This is a genomic window from Pantoea sp. X-Soil-ISGK-421 (genome assembly GCF_059730785.1).
On sequence record NZ_AP035979.1, the window covers coordinates 2674374 to 2690545 of the forward strand.

General features: G+C 53.4%; 14 protein-coding genes. 7 read left to right on the forward strand and 7 right to left on the reverse strand.

The annotated features are described in order from the left end of the window. Window positions 1-71: 71 nt before the first annotated feature. Window positions 72-635 (reverse strand): alkyl hydroperoxide reductase subunit C, encoded by a 564-nt coding sequence (gene ahpC, locus AC6I8K_RS12460; protein ID WP_007889514.1) that lies wholly within the window; start codon window positions 633-635, stop codon window positions 72-74. 326 nt (window positions 636-961) lie between these two features. Here ahpC and AC6I8K_RS12465 point away from each other — a divergent pair, with 326 nt between their 5' ends. Further along, complete coding sequence (locus AC6I8K_RS12465) at window positions 962-1414, forward strand: GNAT family N-acetyltransferase (protein ID WP_064739259.1); 453 nt, start codon at window positions 962-964, stop codon at window positions 1412-1414. On the opposite strand, the gene apbC is transcribed toward AC6I8K_RS12465, so the two are convergent. Beyond that, the gene (gene apbC, locus AC6I8K_RS12470) at window positions 1411-2523 is read right to left on the reverse strand and encodes an iron-sulfur cluster carrier protein ApbC (RefSeq protein WP_064739260.1); all 1113 of its coding nucleotides are present in this window, start codon (window positions 2521-2523) and stop codon (window positions 1411-1413) included. The genes AC6I8K_RS12465 and apbC overlap by 4 nt on opposite strands. A 161-nt stretch (window positions 2524-2684) precedes the next feature. On the opposite strand from apbC, the gene metG reads away from it, so the two are divergent. The 6 genes from metG to sanA all read left to right on the forward strand — a co-directional run bounded on the left by metG (window position 2685) and on the right by sanA (window position 9869). Then, window positions 2685-4718: a methionine--tRNA ligase gene (gene metG, locus AC6I8K_RS12475; RefSeq protein WP_497826823.1), complete on the forward strand. Its 2034-nt coding sequence runs from the start codon at window positions 2685-2687 to the stop codon at window positions 4716-4718. Window positions 4719-4959: 241 nt separating this feature from the next. After that, window positions 4960-5346 (forward strand): CidA/LrgA family protein, encoded by a 387-nt coding sequence (locus AC6I8K_RS12480; protein WP_497826824.1) that lies wholly within the window; start codon window positions 4960-4962, stop codon window positions 5344-5346. Continuing rightward, window positions 5339-6031 (forward strand): CidB/LrgB family autolysis modulator, encoded by a 693-nt coding sequence (locus AC6I8K_RS12485; protein ID WP_064739263.1) that lies wholly within the window; start codon window positions 5339-5341, stop codon window positions 6029-6031. The genes AC6I8K_RS12480 and AC6I8K_RS12485 overlap by 8 nt, the downstream gene beginning before the upstream one ends. 124 nt (window positions 6032-6155) lie before the next feature. Next, entirely contained in the window at window positions 6156-7052 is an 897-nt protein-coding gene (gene cdd / locus AC6I8K_RS12490; RefSeq protein ID WP_497826825.1) for a cytidine deaminase, read from the forward strand. A gap of 160 nt (window positions 7053-7212) precedes the next feature. Then, on the forward strand, window positions 7213-8910 hold the full coding sequence (locus AC6I8K_RS12495; protein ID WP_497826826.1) for an NAD-dependent malic enzyme: 1698 nt from the start codon (window positions 7213-7215) through the stop codon (window positions 8908-8910). A 239-nt stretch (window positions 8911-9149) separates the two neighbouring features. After that, window positions 9150-9869: an outer membrane permeability protein SanA gene (sanA, locus tag AC6I8K_RS12500; RefSeq protein WP_008104952.1), complete on the forward strand. Its 720-nt coding sequence runs from the start codon at window positions 9150-9152 to the stop codon at window positions 9867-9869. Window positions 9870-9910: 41 nt separating this feature from the next. Here the strand turns inward: sanA and mglC are convergent, their stop codons facing one another. From mglC to yeiB, 5 genes are all read right to left on the reverse strand, one after another. Further along, window positions 9911-10921 carry a galactose/methyl galactoside ABC transporter permease MglC gene (mglC, locus tag AC6I8K_RS12505; RefSeq protein WP_064739266.1) on the reverse strand — a complete coding sequence of 337 codons (1011 nt, stop codon included), beginning with the start codon at window positions 10919-10921 and terminating at the stop codon, window positions 9911-9913. Window positions 10922-10939: 18 nt separating this feature from the next. Beyond that, the gene (mglA, locus tag AC6I8K_RS12510) at window positions 10940-12460 is read right to left on the reverse strand and encodes a galactose/methyl galactoside ABC transporter ATP-binding protein MglA (protein WP_483817756.1); all 1521 of its coding nucleotides are present in this window, start codon (window positions 12458-12460) and stop codon (window positions 10940-10942) included. Window positions 12461-12530: 70 nt separating this feature from the next. Further along, entirely contained in the window at window positions 12531-13526 is a 996-nt protein-coding gene (mglB, locus tag AC6I8K_RS12515) for a galactose/glucose ABC transporter substrate-binding protein MglB (RefSeq protein ID WP_483817757.1), read from the reverse strand. Between the two features lie 301 nt (window positions 13527-13827). Further along, window positions 13828-14868 (reverse strand): HTH-type transcriptional regulator GalS, encoded by a 1041-nt coding sequence (galS, locus tag AC6I8K_RS12520; protein WP_497826827.1) that lies wholly within the window; start codon window positions 14866-14868, stop codon window positions 13828-13830. A 151-nt stretch (window positions 14869-15019) separates the two neighbouring features. After that, complete coding sequence (gene yeiB / locus AC6I8K_RS12525; protein ID WP_497826828.1) at window positions 15020-16171, reverse strand: DUF418 domain-containing protein YeiB; 1152 nt, start codon at window positions 16169-16171, stop codon at window positions 15020-15022. Window position 16172 lies beyond the last annotated feature (1 nt).

Sequence of the window (16172 nt, forward strand, 5' to 3'; positions counted from 1 at the left end):
AGTGAGTTCCTGTCATGAAAATCGGGTGCCGTAGCACCCGATAGAGAAAGATCGAATGGCGTGATGTTGGCTTAGATTTTGCCAACCAGGTCCAGTGATGGAGCCAGTGTTGCTTCGCCTTCTTTCCATTTTGCCGGGCAAACTTCACCTGGGTGAGAAGCAACGTACTGAGCTGCTTTCACTTTACGGATCAGGTCAGATGCGTCACGGCCAATGCCTTCTGCGGTGATTTCAATCGCCTGGATGATGCCTTCCGGGTCAACGATGAAGGTACCGCGGTCTGCCAGACCTTCGTCTTCGCGCATGATTTCGAAGTTACGGGTCAGCGCGCCAGTTGGGTCACCGATCATCGCGTATTTGATTTTTGCGATGGTGTCAGAAGAACCGTGCCAGGCTTTGTGGGTAAAGTGCGTGTCGGTAGAAACAGAGTAGATATCTACACCCAGTTTCTGGAATTCTTCGTGATGGTCTGCAACGTCACCCAGTTCGGTTGGGCATACGAAGGTGAAGTCAGCCGGGTAGAAGAAGAAAACACTCCATTTACCTTCAACGTCTTTCTCGGTGACTTCGATGAATTCGCCGTTTTTGAACGCTGCGTTTTTAAATGGTTTGATCTTGGTATTAATGATGGACATGGTGACCTCCGTTAAAAGATGTGATGCAAGTTACAGAATTTTCGGGCCAACTTCTAATATGCAGACGTTATCAATCAGATAACTAAAAGCTATCAAAGCGCCGACACCAGATTTCATGCGGCTCGCGGGGGCATTCTACACAAAAAGGCCCCGGTTCTGACAGGCTTTATCTTTTCAGGATGAAACTGCTACTTTAAGTAGCGTTGTTGCACGGATTTGTAGCGGCGCGATTTATCGCGCATCTTTTAGTCCGAACCAAACATCAACTGCGCGCAATAAATTGCGCCGCTACAGCATCTGCCTACCTCACTAAATGGAGCTCTCAGTTGCAAATACGTTCTTTTGACGAAACCGATCGCCCTTTTCTGCGCACGCTGTATCTTGCCGCCCGTCGCCATAACTGGACGTGGCTGGATGGCGATGATTGGCAGTTAGAAGATTTCGATGCGGTGATTTTGGGCGAAACCGTGCTGGTGGCCGAACAGGATGGGCATCGCGTGGGTTTTGCGGCGGTACTGGATAACGACAACTTCCTGCATAGCTTGTATGTTGATCCGGCTGCGCAAGGGCAAGGCGTGGGCAGCGCGCTGTTAGAAAAAGTGCAGTCGCGATTTAGCTCAACGGGCGCGCTGAAATGCCTGCAACAGAATCAGGCAGCTTTGGATTTTTATCTCAAACACGGCTGGCGCCGTGAAGCGGTCGGAGAAGGCGAGCAGGGAAAATATGTGCTGATGCATTTTCCGCTGGCGTCTGGCACCAGCGGAAATGGGCGGCGTTAAACCGCGCGGAACGCGATGTCGCCCGGAATGATTTCACCCTGCCAATAGAGCTGCGCCGCGACGCGTCCAGCCAACTGACGATAGAGCGCGGTAAAATCACTGTCAGGACGGCGCACCACGGTCGGTTCGCCATCATCCAGATCTTCACGCAGCGTCATGTGCAGCGGCAGCTGCGCCAACAAGCGGGTGTTATAATCTTCCACCAGCTTCTGCGCGCCGCCGGTGCCGAAAATCGGCTCGTGGTGGCCGCACTGGCTACAGATGTGCATGCTCATGTTCTCCACCACGCCCAATACCGGCACGCTGACTTTCTCGAACATCACCATCCCTTTACGTGCATCGATCAGCGCAATGTCCTGCGGCGTCGTCACCACCAATGCGCCGGTCACCGGCACATTCTGCGCCAGCGTCAGCTGAATATCGCCGGTGCCTGGCGGCATATCGAGGATCAGATAATCGAGATCCGGCCATAGGGTTTCGTTGAGCAGTTGCATCAGGGCTTTGCTGGCCATCGGGCCGCGCCACACCATGGCGTTGTCATCGGTGACCAGATAACCAATCGAATTGGTTGCCAGCCCGTGCGCCATGATCGGTGCCATATGCGTGCCATCGGGCGAGGTCGGACGCTGATTTTCGGTGCCGAGCATGTTGGGAATCGACGGGCCGTAAATATCCGCATCAAGAATCCCCACGCGCGCCCCTTCGGCAATCAGCGCCAGCGCCATATTCACGGCGGTACTGGATTTACCCACGCCGCCTTTGCCGGAACTCACCGCGATGATGTTTTTCACGCCGGTGGCACCCGGATGATTTTTCACCCGCTTCAGCGTGGCAATGTCATGGCGCAAGCGCCAGTCAATGGCGCTGGCTTCGGTTAGACGCAGCAATTCGGCGCTGGTTTGCGCTTTCAACTCTTCAAAGGCACTGGCCCACGCGAACGGCATGATCAGCTCGATATGTAGCTTGTCATCCAGCAGCGCCACGTGGCGCAAGGCTTTCAGCGTAGTGAGGTTGTGTTGCAGCGTCGGATGTTCAAAGTCACTCAGCACGCCGATAACCAATGCACGCAGCGCTTCAGGTGAATGATGTTGCTGGGATTGTGAAGTCATCCCTACTCCTTGTTTTTTCATCACGCCAGAATGCGGCGGTGTCTGTTCAATAATATCAGATAGGCGCTAAAAGTGACGCGGATGTCCTGCTGTGTTTACGTCAGAGGGTGCTTCGGTTAACATCAATCCCCGATTTTTTACTCACGGAACGCTACGCAATCATGACTCAAGTCGCTAAAAAAATTCTGGTAACGTGCGCACTGCCGTACGCAAACGGTTCAATCCATCTCGGTCACATGCTTGAACATATTCAGGCTGACATTTGGGTCCGTTACCAGCGAATGCGTGGCAACCAGGTTCACTTCATCTGTGCGGACGACGCCCACGGTACGCCAATCATGCTGAAAGCGCAGCAGTTGGGGATTGCGCCGGAGCAGATGATCGCCGAGATGAAGCAGGAGCACGAAACCGATTTCGCTGGCTTCAACATCGGCTATGACAACTATCACTCGACCCACAGCGATGAAAACCGTCAGCTGTCCGAGCTGATTTATGGTCGTCTGAAAGAGAACGGTTTCATTAAGAACCGCACCATTTCGCAGCTGTACGATCCTGAGAAAGGCATGTTCCTGCCGGACCGTTTTGTCAAAGGCACCTGCCCGAAATGCAAGTCACCGGATCAGTATGGCGACAACTGCGAAGTGTGCAGCGCGACCTATAGCCCAACCGAGCTGATTGACCCGAAATCCGTAGTTTCTGGCGCGACGCCGGTGCTGCGCGATTCCGAGCACTTCTTCTTTGATCTGCCGTCCTTCAGCGCGATGCTGCAGGCGTGGACGCGCTCAGGTGCGCTGCAAGAGCAGGTGGCGAATAAGATGCAAGAGTGGTTCGAGTCTGGCTTGCAGCAGTGGGATATCTCACGCGATGCGCCTTACTTCGGCTTCGAAATTCCTGGTGCACCGGGCAAATACTTCTACGTCTGGCTGGATGCGCCAATCGGTTACATGGGTTCATTCAAAAACCTGTGCGACAAGCGCGGCAACATCGATTTTGACGAGTTCTGGAAAAAAGATTCCACGACCGAGCTGTATCACTTCATCGGTAAAGACATCGTCTATTTCCACAGCCTGTTCTGGCCAGCGATGCTGGAAGGCAGCAACTTCCGCAAACCCACTAACCTGTTCGTGCACGGTTATGTGACGGTGAACGGCGCGAAGATGTCCAAATCGCGCGGCACCTTTATTAAAGCCAGCACCTGGTTGCAGCATTTGGATGCCGACAGCCTGCGTTACTACTACGCGGCCAAACTCTCTTCGCGCATCGACGACATCGACCTGAATCTGGAAGATTTCGTACAGCGCGTGAATGCGGACGTGGTGAACAAAGTGGTGAATCTGGCATCCCGTAACGCGGGCTTCCTGACTAAACGCTTTGGTGGCAAATTGGCCAGCGAACTGGCCGATCCAGCGCTGTATCAAACCTTTGTTGATGCGTCCGAGAAGATCGGTGAAGCCTGGGCCAGCCGCGAATATAACCGTGCGATCCGTGAAATTATGGCGCTGGCCGATCTGGCTAACCGCTATGTCGATGAGCAGGCACCTTGGGTGGTGGCGAAGCAAGAAGGCCGTGATGCCGATCTGCAAGCAATTTGCTCAATGGGCATCAACCTGTTCCGCGTATTGATGACCTGGCTGAAGCCGGTATTGCCATCGCTGACCGAACGTACCGAAGCCTTCCTGCAAAGCGAGCTGAGCTGGGATGCGATTGCGCAACCGCTGCTGGACCATGAAGTAGCACCGTTCAAAGCGCTGTATGGCCGTATCGAAATGGCCAAAGTTGAGGCACTGGTTGAGGCCTCGAAAGAGGACGCAGCGGCGGCCAACAAGCCTGCTGCAACCGGTCCGCTGGCCGATGCACCGATTGGCGACACCATCACCATCGATGATTTTGCCAAAGTCGATATGCGTGTGGCGCTGATTGAGAAAGCCGAGCTGGTGGAAGGCTCCGACAAGCTGCTGCGTCTGGAGCTGGATGTGGGCGGCGAGAAACGTCAGATTTTCTCAGGCATTCGCGCAGCCTATCCGGATCCATCCGTGCTGGTCGGCAAGATGACCATCATCGTTGCTAACCTCGCGCCGCGTAAAATGCGCTTCGGTATTTCAGAAGGCATGGTGCTGTCAGCGGGGCCGGGCGGTAAAGACCTGTTTGTGCTGTCCGTTGATAGCGGCGCAGTGCCGGGTATGCCGGTTAAGTGAGCTAACAAGCCGCCTGAGGGCGGCTTTTTTATGCCCATGGATCCGGCGCATTGTAGGGTCGCCATTTAGGGCGTAATGCCGCTCACTTAAGCAAGGTGCGCATGAATGCGCACCCTACGAAAATCCAGCGAAATACATGTAGGGTCGCCATTCATGGCGACCAGGTTAGACATTCTTGTGATCGCTAGCACGCTATTGGCTTAATGCGTATGATAAAGCGCTACGAAAACAGGAGCCTGACATGCCTGCCGTTCTCTCTGCTTGTTGGCGCTATGTACGCGCCTTCGCCATTATTTATGCGGCACTGTACGCCGGTATAGGGATATCTTCCCTGCTTCCGATTACGATTCCCGGCAGCATCATCGGCATGCTGCTGCTGTTCCTGCTGCTGGCGCTGCACATTCTGCCGGTTGAATGGGTGAAACCTGGATGCCATTTGCTGATTCGCTATATGGCGCTGCTGTTTGTTCCGATCAGCGTCGGCGTGATGAGCTATACCGATATTCTCACCGCCCAGTTCGGGCCGATTGTGGTGTCCTGCATTGTCAGTACCTTTATGGTGCTGCTGATTGTCGGTCTCAGTGCGGAAAGATTACAGCGCCCGCGGGAGGAAAAACCGCATGATTGATGCCTGGTGGTCGCTGCCGTTGACCGTGTTCGCCTATTTCCTGGCGCGTAAACTGGCGGCAAAAATCAATATCTCCATCGTCAATCCATTGCTGGTGGCGATGGCAATTGTCATCCCCATTTTGCTGCTAACCAACCTGCCTTATACGCGCTATTTTGCTGGCAGCAGCCTGCTCAATCAGTTGCTGCAACCGGCGGTTGTCGCGCTGGCATTGCCGCTGTACGAGCAGATGCATCAGATTCGCGCGCGCTGGAAAACCATCATCAGCGTCTGTTTCATCGGCAGCATCACGGCGATGGTGTCGGGCACCGCGATAGCGCTGTGGATGGGGGCAACGCCGGAAATCGCCGCCACCATTATGCCAAAATCCGTCACTACGCCGATTGCGATGGCAGTCTCCGCATCGCTGCACGGTATTCCCGCCATCAGCGCCATCTGCGTGTTAATCGCTGGCGTGCTGGGCGCAGTGTTCGGCCATATGCTGCTCAATCTGTTTAAGGTGAATAACAAATCTTCGCGCGGATTGGCGATTGGCAATGCCTCACACGCATTAGGCACCGCGCGCGCAGCCGAGATCGATTATCAGGAAGGCGCATTCAGCTCACTGGCTCTGGTCATTTGCGGCATCATCACCTCGTTGCTGGCACCGTTCCTTTTTCCACTGTTAATGCATTGGTGGGGCTGAAACTTGCGAGAGATCTCGCAAAGTTGAAACAACCCAATCAGCTTACATTGTCAGAGCGACTTGGATCACATATAAAACGTCAGGCGGCGCATCGCCGCTAACGCGTAACTGAGGCCATCACATCATGCATTCACGATTCCTTACTGCTTTTTCCGCCCTGCCCGCCGCGCTGCAAGCGGCGATTCAGCCGCTGATGGATGCGCCGGATTTCCACGGCGTGTTGCGTCCGCAGGATGTCGCACAACTGAAACAGCTTACCGGTCTGGATGATGATGCGCTGGCGTTGGAACTGCTGCCGCTGGCGGCAAGCTGCGCGGTGGCAACCGTATCGCATTTTAATGTCGGCGCGATTTCGCGCGGCGTCAGCGGCCATTGGTACTTCGGCGCCAACATGGAGTTCCTGCACACGCCGCTGCAGCAGACGGTCCATGCTGAGCAAAGTGCCATTACCCATGCATGGTTGCGCGGAGAAGAGAAACTGGCGGCGATTACCGTCAACTACACGCCGTGCGGACATTGCCGTCAGTTTATGAACGAGCTGAACAGCGGCACGGCGATTCGCATCAGCCTGCCGGGACGCGCCGTTAGCACGCTGGGCGACTATCTGCCGGATGCGTTTGGTCCAGCCGATTTGAATATAACCGAGCGCTTGCTGACGCCGGTCGATCATGGTTTTGCTGTTGAAGGCGATGCGTTGCAACAGGCCGCCATTGCCGCCGCCAATCACAGTCATGCACCTTATAGTCAAAGTTACAGCGGCGTGGCGCTGCGCAGCCAAAGCGGCAGCATCTTTACCGGTCGCTATGCAGAGAACGCCGCCTTCAACCCAAGCTTGCCACCGTTACAAGCCGCACTGATTTTGATGAACATGAGCAACGAAGCGCTGGACACTATTCAGCAAGCGGTTTTGGCGGAATGTCATGGCAGTACGCTGAGTCAGCTGGATGCCACGCGCGCTACGCTTGCCGCGTTGGGATGTGAGGATTTCTCACTTACTTTAGTTTCGAAAACATCAGTTTAGTGATCCTTTTACCGCTTTTGTGACCTTCTGTTAACAAAAGCTGTACATCTGCAGGAATTTTCATAGGATCGGGCGCCAGAACCTCTTCACTTCAAGATGGACTGGCGTTACCTTTTCCCGGCGATACGTCAGAAAACACTGCAACCGGAGCAAGCACTGCATGGAACTCGACTACGAAAGTAAACGCCCGCTGTATATTCCTTATGCGGGTCCGATCCTGCTGGAATTTCCGCTGTTGAATAAAGGCAGCGCCTTCACCCTCGAAGAACGTAACGAATTCAACCTCAACGGCCTGTTACCGGAAGCGGTAGAGACCATTGAAGAGCAGGCCGAACGTGCCTGGCGCCAGTTCCTGGATTTCAAAAACAATAACGACAAGCATGTCTATCTGCGCAACATCCAGGATACCAACGAAACCCTGTTCTACCGCCTGCTCGACAATCATCTGGAAGAGATGATGCCGATCATCTATACCCCAACAGTTGGCGCGGCGTGTGAACACTTCTCAGAAATCTACCGTCGCGCGCGCGGCGTGTTCATCTCTTACAACAACCGCGACCGTATTGAAGACATGCTGCAGAATGCCACCAAGCAGAATGTGAAAGTGATCGTAGTTACCGATGGCGAGCGTATTCTTGGCCTCGGCGACTTAGGCATCGGTGGCATGGGCATCCCAATCGGTAAACTGTCGTTGTATACCGCGTGTGGTGGCATCAGCCCGGCTTACACCCTGCCAGTGGTGCTGGATGTCGGCACCAACAACCAGCAGCTGCTGAACGACCCGCTCTACATGGGCTGGCGTCATCCGCGTATTACCGGCGATGAGTACGAAGCGTTCGTTAACGAGTTCATCCAGGCAGTGAACCGTCGCTGGCCGAACGTGCTGTTGCAGTTCGAGGACTTCGCGCAGAAAAACGCCATGCCGCTGCTGGAACGTTATCGCGATGAGATTTGCTGCTTCAATGATGATATTCAAGGCACCGCCGCGGTGACCGTCGGCACCCTGATCGCCGCTAGCCGCGCCGCCGGCAGCCGCCTGTGCGAACAGAAAGTGGTGTTCCTCGGTGCCGGTTCTGCCGGTTGCGGTATCGCCGAGCAGATCATCGCGCAGATGAAGTCGGAAGGGTTGAGCGATGATGAAGCGCGTGGCCGCGTGATGATGGTGGACCGATTTGGTCTGCTGACCGACAAACTGCCGAACCTGCTCAATTTCCAGAGCAAGCTGGTGCAGAAGAGCGAAAACTTAAAAGATTGGGACACCAGTAGCGACTCAATTTCTCTGCTCGACGTGGTGCGCAACGCCAAGCCGGATATTCTGATTGGCGTATCAGGTCAACCTGGCCTGTTCACCGAAGAGATTATTCGCGAGATGCACAAGCACACCAAGCGTCCAATCGTTATGCCGCTGTCGAACCCGACTTCACGCGTTGAAGCGACGCCAGCTGATATCATCGCCTGGACCGATGGTGCCGCGCTGGTTGCCACCGGCAGCCCGTTCTCGCCGGTGACCTGGAAGGGGAAAACCTATCCGATCGCCCAGTGCAACAACTCGTATATCTTCCCTGGCATTGGTTTGGGTGTCATCGCTGCAGGCGCGAGTCGCGTAACAGATTCGATGCTGATGACGGCCAGCCGTGCCCTGGCCGACTGCTCGCCGCTGGTGAACGATGGCGAAGGCCCGGTTCTGCCGGAAATCAAAGACATTCAGGGTGTTTCAAAACTGATTGCCATCGAAGTGGGCAAAGCGGCCCAACTGGCTGGCGTGGCGGTGGTCACTTCTGAAGATGTGTTGTCGAAAGCCGTCAGCAACAACTTCTGGCTGCCGCAGTATCGTCACTATCGTCGTACTTCGATCTGATTCACCTACCCTAAATAATTCGAGCTGCAGGAAGGCGGCAAGTGGGTTCATCCCCGGGAGCTTACTTAAGTAAGTGACTGGGGTGAATGCACGCAGCCAACGCACCTGTAGCTTGAAGTATGCCGGTAGATCCGGCCATGCTTAAAAATCCAGCGCATAATTGCCCTTAGCTTGCTTCCCTCGCTCGCCTCAAGTAGCCTTTATCCATTCTGAATTCTGCCAACCGAGTGCCCGCGCGCATGATTAAACGCGTTTTCTTTGGTCTGTTTTTCATCATCTTACTGATGGTAGCGACCGCGCTCGGCCTCGATCGCTGGATCAGTTGGAAAACCGCGCCCTTTATTTACGAAGATGTCACCTCGCTGCCGCATCGTCAGGTCGGCGTGGTCTTGGGCACGGCGAAGTATTACCGCACAGGTGTAATCAATCAGTATTACCTCTATCGCATTCAAGGCGCGTTGAACGCGTACAACAGTGGCAAGGTGAATTACCTGCTGCTGAGCGGGGATAATGCGCAGCAAAGCTATAACGAACCGATGACCATGCGCCGCGATTTGATTAAAGCGGGCGTTGCGCCGTCGGACATCGTGCTGGATTATGCCGGTTTCCGCACGCTGGACTCGATTGTACGCACGCGCAAAGTATTCGATACCAATGATTTCATCATCATTACCCAGCGCTTCCACTGTGAACGCGCGCTGTATATCGCCCAGCATTTGGGTATACAGGCACAGTGTTATGCGGTGCCATCGCCGAAAAACATGTTGTCGGTGCGTTTTCGCGAAGTGGGTGCGCGTTTAGGCGCGCTGGCGGATTTGTATTTGATGAAGCGCGAGCCGCGTTTCCTCGGCCCGTTAGTGCCGATTCCTGCGGTGCATGAAGTGCCGGAAGATGCCCAGAGTTATCCGGCGGTGACACCAGAGCAGCTTTTGGAACTGGAAGAGAAACTGCAGAAATAAAAAGGGTCGCAAGCATGCGACCCTTTTTTTGCGGCTGTTTATTACTTCTTACGCGCGTATTTCAATGAATCCAGCGCCACAGCGAAGATGATGATGCCGCCTTTGATGATGTACTGCCAGTAAGGGTTGACGCCGATGTAGGTCAAACCGTAGTTGATCACCGTAAAGATGATCACACCGGTCACCACGCCCGCCACAGAACCCACGCCACCGGCAAACGACACGCCGCCGACCACGCACGCTGCAATCGCATCCAGCTCATACATAAAGCCAAGGTTGTTGGTGGCGCTGCCGATACGGCCCGCTTCCAGCATGCCGCCGAACGCATAGAACACACCAGACAGTGCATACACCAGAATCAGGTTGAACGGTACGTTTACACCGGACACTTTCGCCGCTTCCGGGTTACCACCGATAGCAAAGATGTTTCGACCGAAACGGGTTTTATTCCACAGTACCCAAACAAATACGATGGCAATGACGGCGTAGAAGGTAATAAACGACAGTTTGAAATCACCGAAACGCAGGAAGCCTTGGGCAAATTTGGAGAAACCAGGATCGAAACCGGCAATCGGCGATGCGCCCACAAAATCGTAATAGAGTGAGTTGATACCGTAAACGATAATCATGGTGCCCAGTGTGGTGATAAATGGCGTTACCTTGAGGTAAGCAATGATCACGCCGTTCACCAGACCAATCACGCCGCCGATGATGCACACGGTCAGGATAACAAGCGGAATTGGCACGGTATCCAGATGCGGGAACACCTTGTTAGCGTTATCCATTGCCTGCAGCAGCGTCGCTGCAACCACCGCCGCTAAGCCCACCTGACGACCTGCCGAAAGGTCTGTACCCTGGGTGACAATCAGACCCGCCACGCCCAGCGCGATAATAATACGCACCGAAGATTGGGTCAGAATGTTACTGAGGTTCATTAAACTTAAGAACGTTGGATCCTGGAAAATAATAATTGCCAGCAGTACAAACAGGACAACGTAAATGCCGCCCTCTTTTAACCAGGTTAGCGCATTCTTTTTAGTAGTCGCTTTCATGTTAAAGCCCTTGCTTCATTAAAGGTGTAATGACGCTAAACGCAGGATTTCATTCTGCGAGGTCGTTTTGGTATCAACAATGCCTGCTACCTGGCCATTACTCATCACTAAAATACGATCGGTAATACCCAACAGTTCTGGCATTTCAGAAGAGATAATAATGATGCCCTTCTCTTTCTTCGCCAACTCAGCAATAAGTTGGTAGATTTCGAATTTCGCGCCTACATCTATCCCACGCGTCGGTTCATCAAGCATCAATATTTCCGGCTGCGTTAATAACCAGCGACCAATAATCACTTTCTGTTGGTTACCACCGGAAAGCGAACCAATTTGAGTATGATGACCCGGCGTTTTCACGCGCATCGAATCAATGACCCACTGGGTATCGCTCTTCATACGTTTATTATCGAGCAGGCCCATACTGGACTTATACTTTTTAATATTGGAGATAAGCGAGTTAAAACCTATATCCAGATAAGCATAAATACCGGTGGAACGACGCTCTTCCGTCACCAGCGCGAAACCGTGGTTAATGGCTTCATTGGCGCTGTGGTTATTAATATTTTTCCCGTGCAGCTTAATGGTGCCGCCCGACTTTTCGCGAATGCCAAACAGCGTTTCGACGATGTCAGTACGCTTCGCGCCCACCAATCCCGCAATACCCAGAATCTCACCTTTGTGCAGATCAAATGAGATATCGCGAATCGACGGCTGACGCAGCGAGGTTAAGTGACGCACCTCAAGAATCACTTCGCCCGGCACGTTGGTTTTGTCTGGGAAGCGCTGGTTCAATGAACGGCCAACCATCATGGAGATGATTTTATCCATGTCCAGCCCTTCCAGCGGCTGGGTCGCGATCCACTGTCCGTCGCGCAAGATGGTAATCTCATCACACAGCTGGAAAATCTCTTCCATCTTATGCGAGATATACACAATCCCGCAGCCACGATCTTTCAGCTTACGAATAATCGTGAACAGATGATTCACTTCTTTTTCAGTCAGCGATGAGGTCGGCTCATCCATGATGACGATTTTGGCGTCATAGGAGAACGCTTTGGCTATTTCAATCATCTGCATTTGAGAAACAGATAAGGTCGCCACTTTATCGCGTGGATCGATATCAATATCTAATTCATCAAAGATCGCTTTAGTATCGCGATACATTTTATCCTGATCGACAAACACGCCTTTACGCGGATAACGGCCCAGCCACATGTTATCCATGACGTTACGCTGCAGAACCAGGTTTAATTCCTGATGCACCATTGAAACGCCATTTTCCAGCGCCTCTTTGGAGCTCTTATAATCAATCTCTTCACCCTGAAACAGGATGCTCCCCGTATCCTTTTTATAAATCCCAAACAGACATTTTAATAATGTAGATTTCCCGGCGCCGTTTTCTCCCATTAATGCATGAACGGAGTGCGGCCGCACTTTTAAATTCACATTATCTAAGGCTTTAACCCCTGGAAATGATTTCGAGACATTCGTCATCTCCAGCAGATATTCACGCTGTGTGGTCGGATTCTCACTGGCCATAATTTACCTGGCTAAATAAAGCGTTGGTCAGATGCAATAAGGCGCGGCGAAGTGCCGCGCCCAGGATGAATTACTTCACGAACTGTGACAGATTTTCTTTATCTACTGGTACGTAAGGAACACGTACGATTTTGTTTTCCATCTTGAAGTTGGTTCCTGCAGTTGGCTCTTTGCCATCCGCCAGGTTTTTCGCGATATCCAGCGTCGCTTTCGCCTGGTTTTCCGCATCGTTCAACACGGTACCGGCCAGTGCGCCCGATTTCACCAGCGCCAGTGCTTCTGGCAGTGCATCGACACCAAACACCGGAATGCTGGTTTTGTTATGCGCTTTCAGCGCTTCAACCGCGCCCATCGCCATTGCATCGTTGTTGGCGATGATCACTTCGATTTTGTTGGCGTTCGGGCCAGAGAGCCAGGCGTCAACTTTGTCTTTTGCCTGAGCGGTGTCCCACATCGCGGTATCCATCGCCAGCTGCTGCGTTTTCAGACCGTCTTTGTTCAGGGTATCAATCACGTATTTGGTACGCGCTTCGGCATCTGGATGGCCTGGCTCACCTTTCAGCAGCACGAACTGAATCTGACCATCTTTGTTCAGATCCCATGCGGGCGTCGCTTTCCAGTGTTTCTCAATCAGCTGACCCTGGATAATGCCTGACTCTTTAGAGTCGGTACCGACGTAGTAGGCTTTCGGATAGCTCGCCAGCACTTTGGCATTTGGCTCTTTGTTGAAGAACACCACTGGCACGTCGTTGCCACGCGCTTTATCAATCACCACTGCCGCAGCAGCCGGATCCACCAGGTTGATGGCCAACGCTTTTACGCCTTTCGCCATCAGCACGTCGATCTGGTCGTTCTGCTTGGACTGGTCGTTCTGCGAGTCATTCATCAGCAACTGAATGCCGCCCAATGATTTCGCTTCTTTCTCAATGTCCTTACGCACCATCGACATAAAGTTGTCATCGTATTTATAAATGGTCACGCCAATGCGGGTATCGGCGGCGTGCGCAGTTGCACCAAACATCATGCTGGCAACCAGTGCTGTGAGCGTGAAAACCTTCTTATTCATGGTATCTCCGGTTTTTATGTAGGGCATTTCATTGCGCCGTGTTGCCTGAGGCAACCAGCGCCGTCGGTTGTAACCTGATAATGGGCGGACGCGTAACGCAAAGCCGGGCCACCATCGCAATCCTGACTTCCCTGTAGGTAAACGCTTCCTGAAGAGTGTTGTGAACTATTTCAATCGGCTACTGAAACCTGCCGGGAGAAGGGGTTCACGGCGTTACATGATGTTTCAGTCCGGTAAGACGCTGCCATCATAGTGAGCGGCATGTTAATTAACTGTGAATGCAATCACAGATTGGAAACGGTTACACTGAGCTATCGCCTGAATTAGTGACCGACTCCACAATTTGCCGTTGGGCAACAGAATGGCGCCGTACCAGCGTCGGCATAAAGCAGTGTGTAGCCAGCTGATCCAGCTCGCCTGCCGCACCTTTTAGCGCCAGCTCAGTGGCGAGTTTCGCCATAGAAACAATAGGATAGCGCACCGTGGTTAGCTGAGGATCGGTGTAACGTGAGATGGGAATATCATCAAAGCCAATGACAGAGAAATGCTGCGGAACCTGGATGCCGTTATCTTTTAACGCCGTCAACGCACCCGCTGCCATGCCGTCATTGTAAGAAAATACGGCTGTTAAATGTAAGTTACGGCCAAGCAGTTCCACCATCGCTGCTTCGCCGCCTTGCATATCAGGTTCAGCCTGGGCAATCCATGACTCCTGCGGGCGAATGCCCTGCTCTGACAAGGCCTGCAGCCAGCCTTCGCGCCGTTGTGACACATCCTCAATCGGATGACTGGAGCTAAGAAAGCCGATGCGTTGATGACCTTGTTGTAACAACATGCGCGTAGCAACTTGCGCACCGGTGACGTTATCAAGGCAGACACAGCGATGCTCGTAACCCGGAATTGTACGATTAATCAGTACCATACCGGGAACATGATCCATAAACTGGGTCAATTCTGCGTCTGAAAGCGTTTTCGCGTGTACCACCAATGCGTTACACCGTTGACGTATCAGCACCTCAATTGCGTGACGTTCTTTCTCTTCCTGATGCCAGGAGTTGCTGATTAACACATGTTTATGCACGCGCTGCGCCACGGTATCGACCGCTTTCACCAACGCGCCAAAGAAGGGATCGGAGACATCCATCACCACCACGCCGATGGTGTCGCTGATTTGTGTCGCCAGCGCCTGCGCGTTGGCGTTCGGGCGATAGCCTAGCGCGTCAACCGCTGCCAGCACGGCATCACGGGTATCGGCGGTGACTGCACTGCTGTTATTGAGCACACGCGACACGGTGGCTACTGACACACCGGCCTGACGGGCGACATCACGAATCGTTATCATGCAGCTGTTCCACAGAGGCTGAAAATGCGCGACAAGCGCGTAACGGCGCTATTCTGTCAGGGCATCGGGAACGACTACGTGAATCACGTCACAGCAATGAAAACGGTTACATACAATTCTGCAACCTTTGTGATGAACATCATTATCTGAGTTAAGAGGATGGGACCGATTTTCCGGCGGCAAGACGCGTCAGTTTACGCCATAGCCACTCCATTGGCCCCTGCGGGAAGACGCGTAGCCACAGCACGGAAAACAGGATATTGATCAGCCAGATAGCCGGTACAAAGGCCAGCAGCTGTAGGCGATCAAACTTGAGGAAAAGGTCAAAGCGGTAGAACAGCGTGGTGCAAATCAGCGTTTGTAACAGGTAATTGCTCAATGCCATGCGGCCAACGCATTGAATGGCATAACTGAAACGCGTTGCCGCAATGTGCGGCCAGAATCCCAGGCAAAGTGCGGCATAGCCAAGGCTGATAAACGGGCTGGCAAGATCGCGCGGCACCTGCAGGAAGAAGCCGGTCCAGCGGAATTCCCAGCCAATCATCCACTGTGCGGCGATGCCAGGAATGGCGATCAGCCAGCCAATGGTCAGCAACAGCGCCGCCGAACGGCGATAGTGTTGCACGCTGAATTTACCGCTAAGCCAGCCGCTGCGCATTAATGCCGCACCAATCAACATCAAACCCGCCAGCTGCCAGCCATATTGTGACGCCAGCGCCATCAAGCCCGATGACAAGTGATCGAGCCGATTCTGCACCGCTTCCCAGCCGCCGAGCAATTTCCAGTAGCTTTCATATTGCAGGTCGGCCGCGCCCGGCAACCAGGAACGCGTTGGGTTCGGGCTGGAGACCGCGCCGAATATCAGCAGCACCGCGCAGCCGACTAAATAGAGTAATGCGCCGGTTTGTAACAGCGCGCGGTCAGACGGTACATCACGCAGCATGCGCCAGATAATCAGCCCTATCAGACCGTAATCCAGCAGGATGTCGCCTTCCCAGAAAAAGATGCCGTGAATGAAACCGAGCAGCACCAGCAGCGTCAACCGTGCCGACATCCAGCGGCTGCCGCGTGGCGCCTGCATGTAAAGGCCAGCACCAAACAGCAAGGCAAACAGCGTGAGGAATTTAAGCTGTGCCAAACCATCCATGATCGCCCATGTCCAGGCATCGGAGGTTGAAGCTTCCCCTCGCCACGCCGGATTGAGATAGGCCGCCGACGGCAACGCAAAACCAACGATATTCAGCAGCAAGATGCCGAGAATGGCGCAACCACGAATAAAATCCAGCGCGAGATAGCGTTGCATC

Excerpts from the sequence above, each read along its gene's own strand:
- AC6I8K_RS12480 (WP_497826824.1), top strand. The coding sequence starts at position 4,960 with ATGCCTGCCGTTCTCTCTGCTTGTTGGCGCTATGTACGCGCCTTCGCC.
- cdd (WP_497826825.1), top strand. The coding sequence starts at position 6,156 with ATGCATTCACGATTCCTTACTGCTTTTTCCGCCCTGCCCGCCGCGCTG.
- ahpC (WP_007889514.1), bottom strand. The coding sequence starts at position 635 with ATGTCCATCATTAATACCAAGATCAAACCATTTAAAAACGCAGCGTTC.
- mglC (WP_064739266.1), bottom strand. The coding sequence starts at position 10,921 with ATGAAAGCGACTACTAAAAAGAATGCGCTAACCTGGTTAAAAGAGGGC.
- metG (WP_497826823.1), top strand. The coding sequence starts at position 2,685 with ATGACTCAAGTCGCTAAAAAAATTCTGGTAACGTGCGCACTGCCGTAC.
- mglB (WP_483817757.1), bottom strand. The coding sequence starts at position 13,526 with ATGAATAAGAAGGTTTTCACGCTCACAGCACTGGTTGCCAGCATGATG.
- AC6I8K_RS12495 (WP_497826826.1), top strand. The coding sequence starts at position 7,213 with ATGGAACTCGACTACGAAAGTAAACGCCCGCTGTATATTCCTTATGCG.
- yeiB (WP_497826828.1), bottom strand. The coding sequence starts at position 16,171 with ATGCAACGCTATCTCGCGCTGGATTTTATTCGTGGTTGCGCCATTCTC.
- galS (WP_497826827.1), bottom strand. The coding sequence starts at position 14,868 with ATGATAACGATTCGTGATGTCGCCCGTCAGGCCGGTGTGTCAGTAGCC.
- sanA (WP_008104952.1), top strand. The coding sequence starts at position 9,150 with ATGATTAAACGCGTTTTCTTTGGTCTGTTTTTCATCATCTTACTGATG.
- apbC (WP_064739260.1), bottom strand. The coding sequence starts at position 2,523 with ATGACTTCACAATCCCAGCAACATCATTCACCTGAAGCGCTGCGTGCA.
- mglA (WP_483817756.1), bottom strand. The coding sequence starts at position 12,460 with ATGGCCAGTGAGAATCCGACCACACAGCGTGAATATCTGCTGGAGATG.
- AC6I8K_RS12485 (WP_064739263.1), top strand. The coding sequence starts at position 5,339 with ATGATTGATGCCTGGTGGTCGCTGCCGTTGACCGTGTTCGCCTATTTC.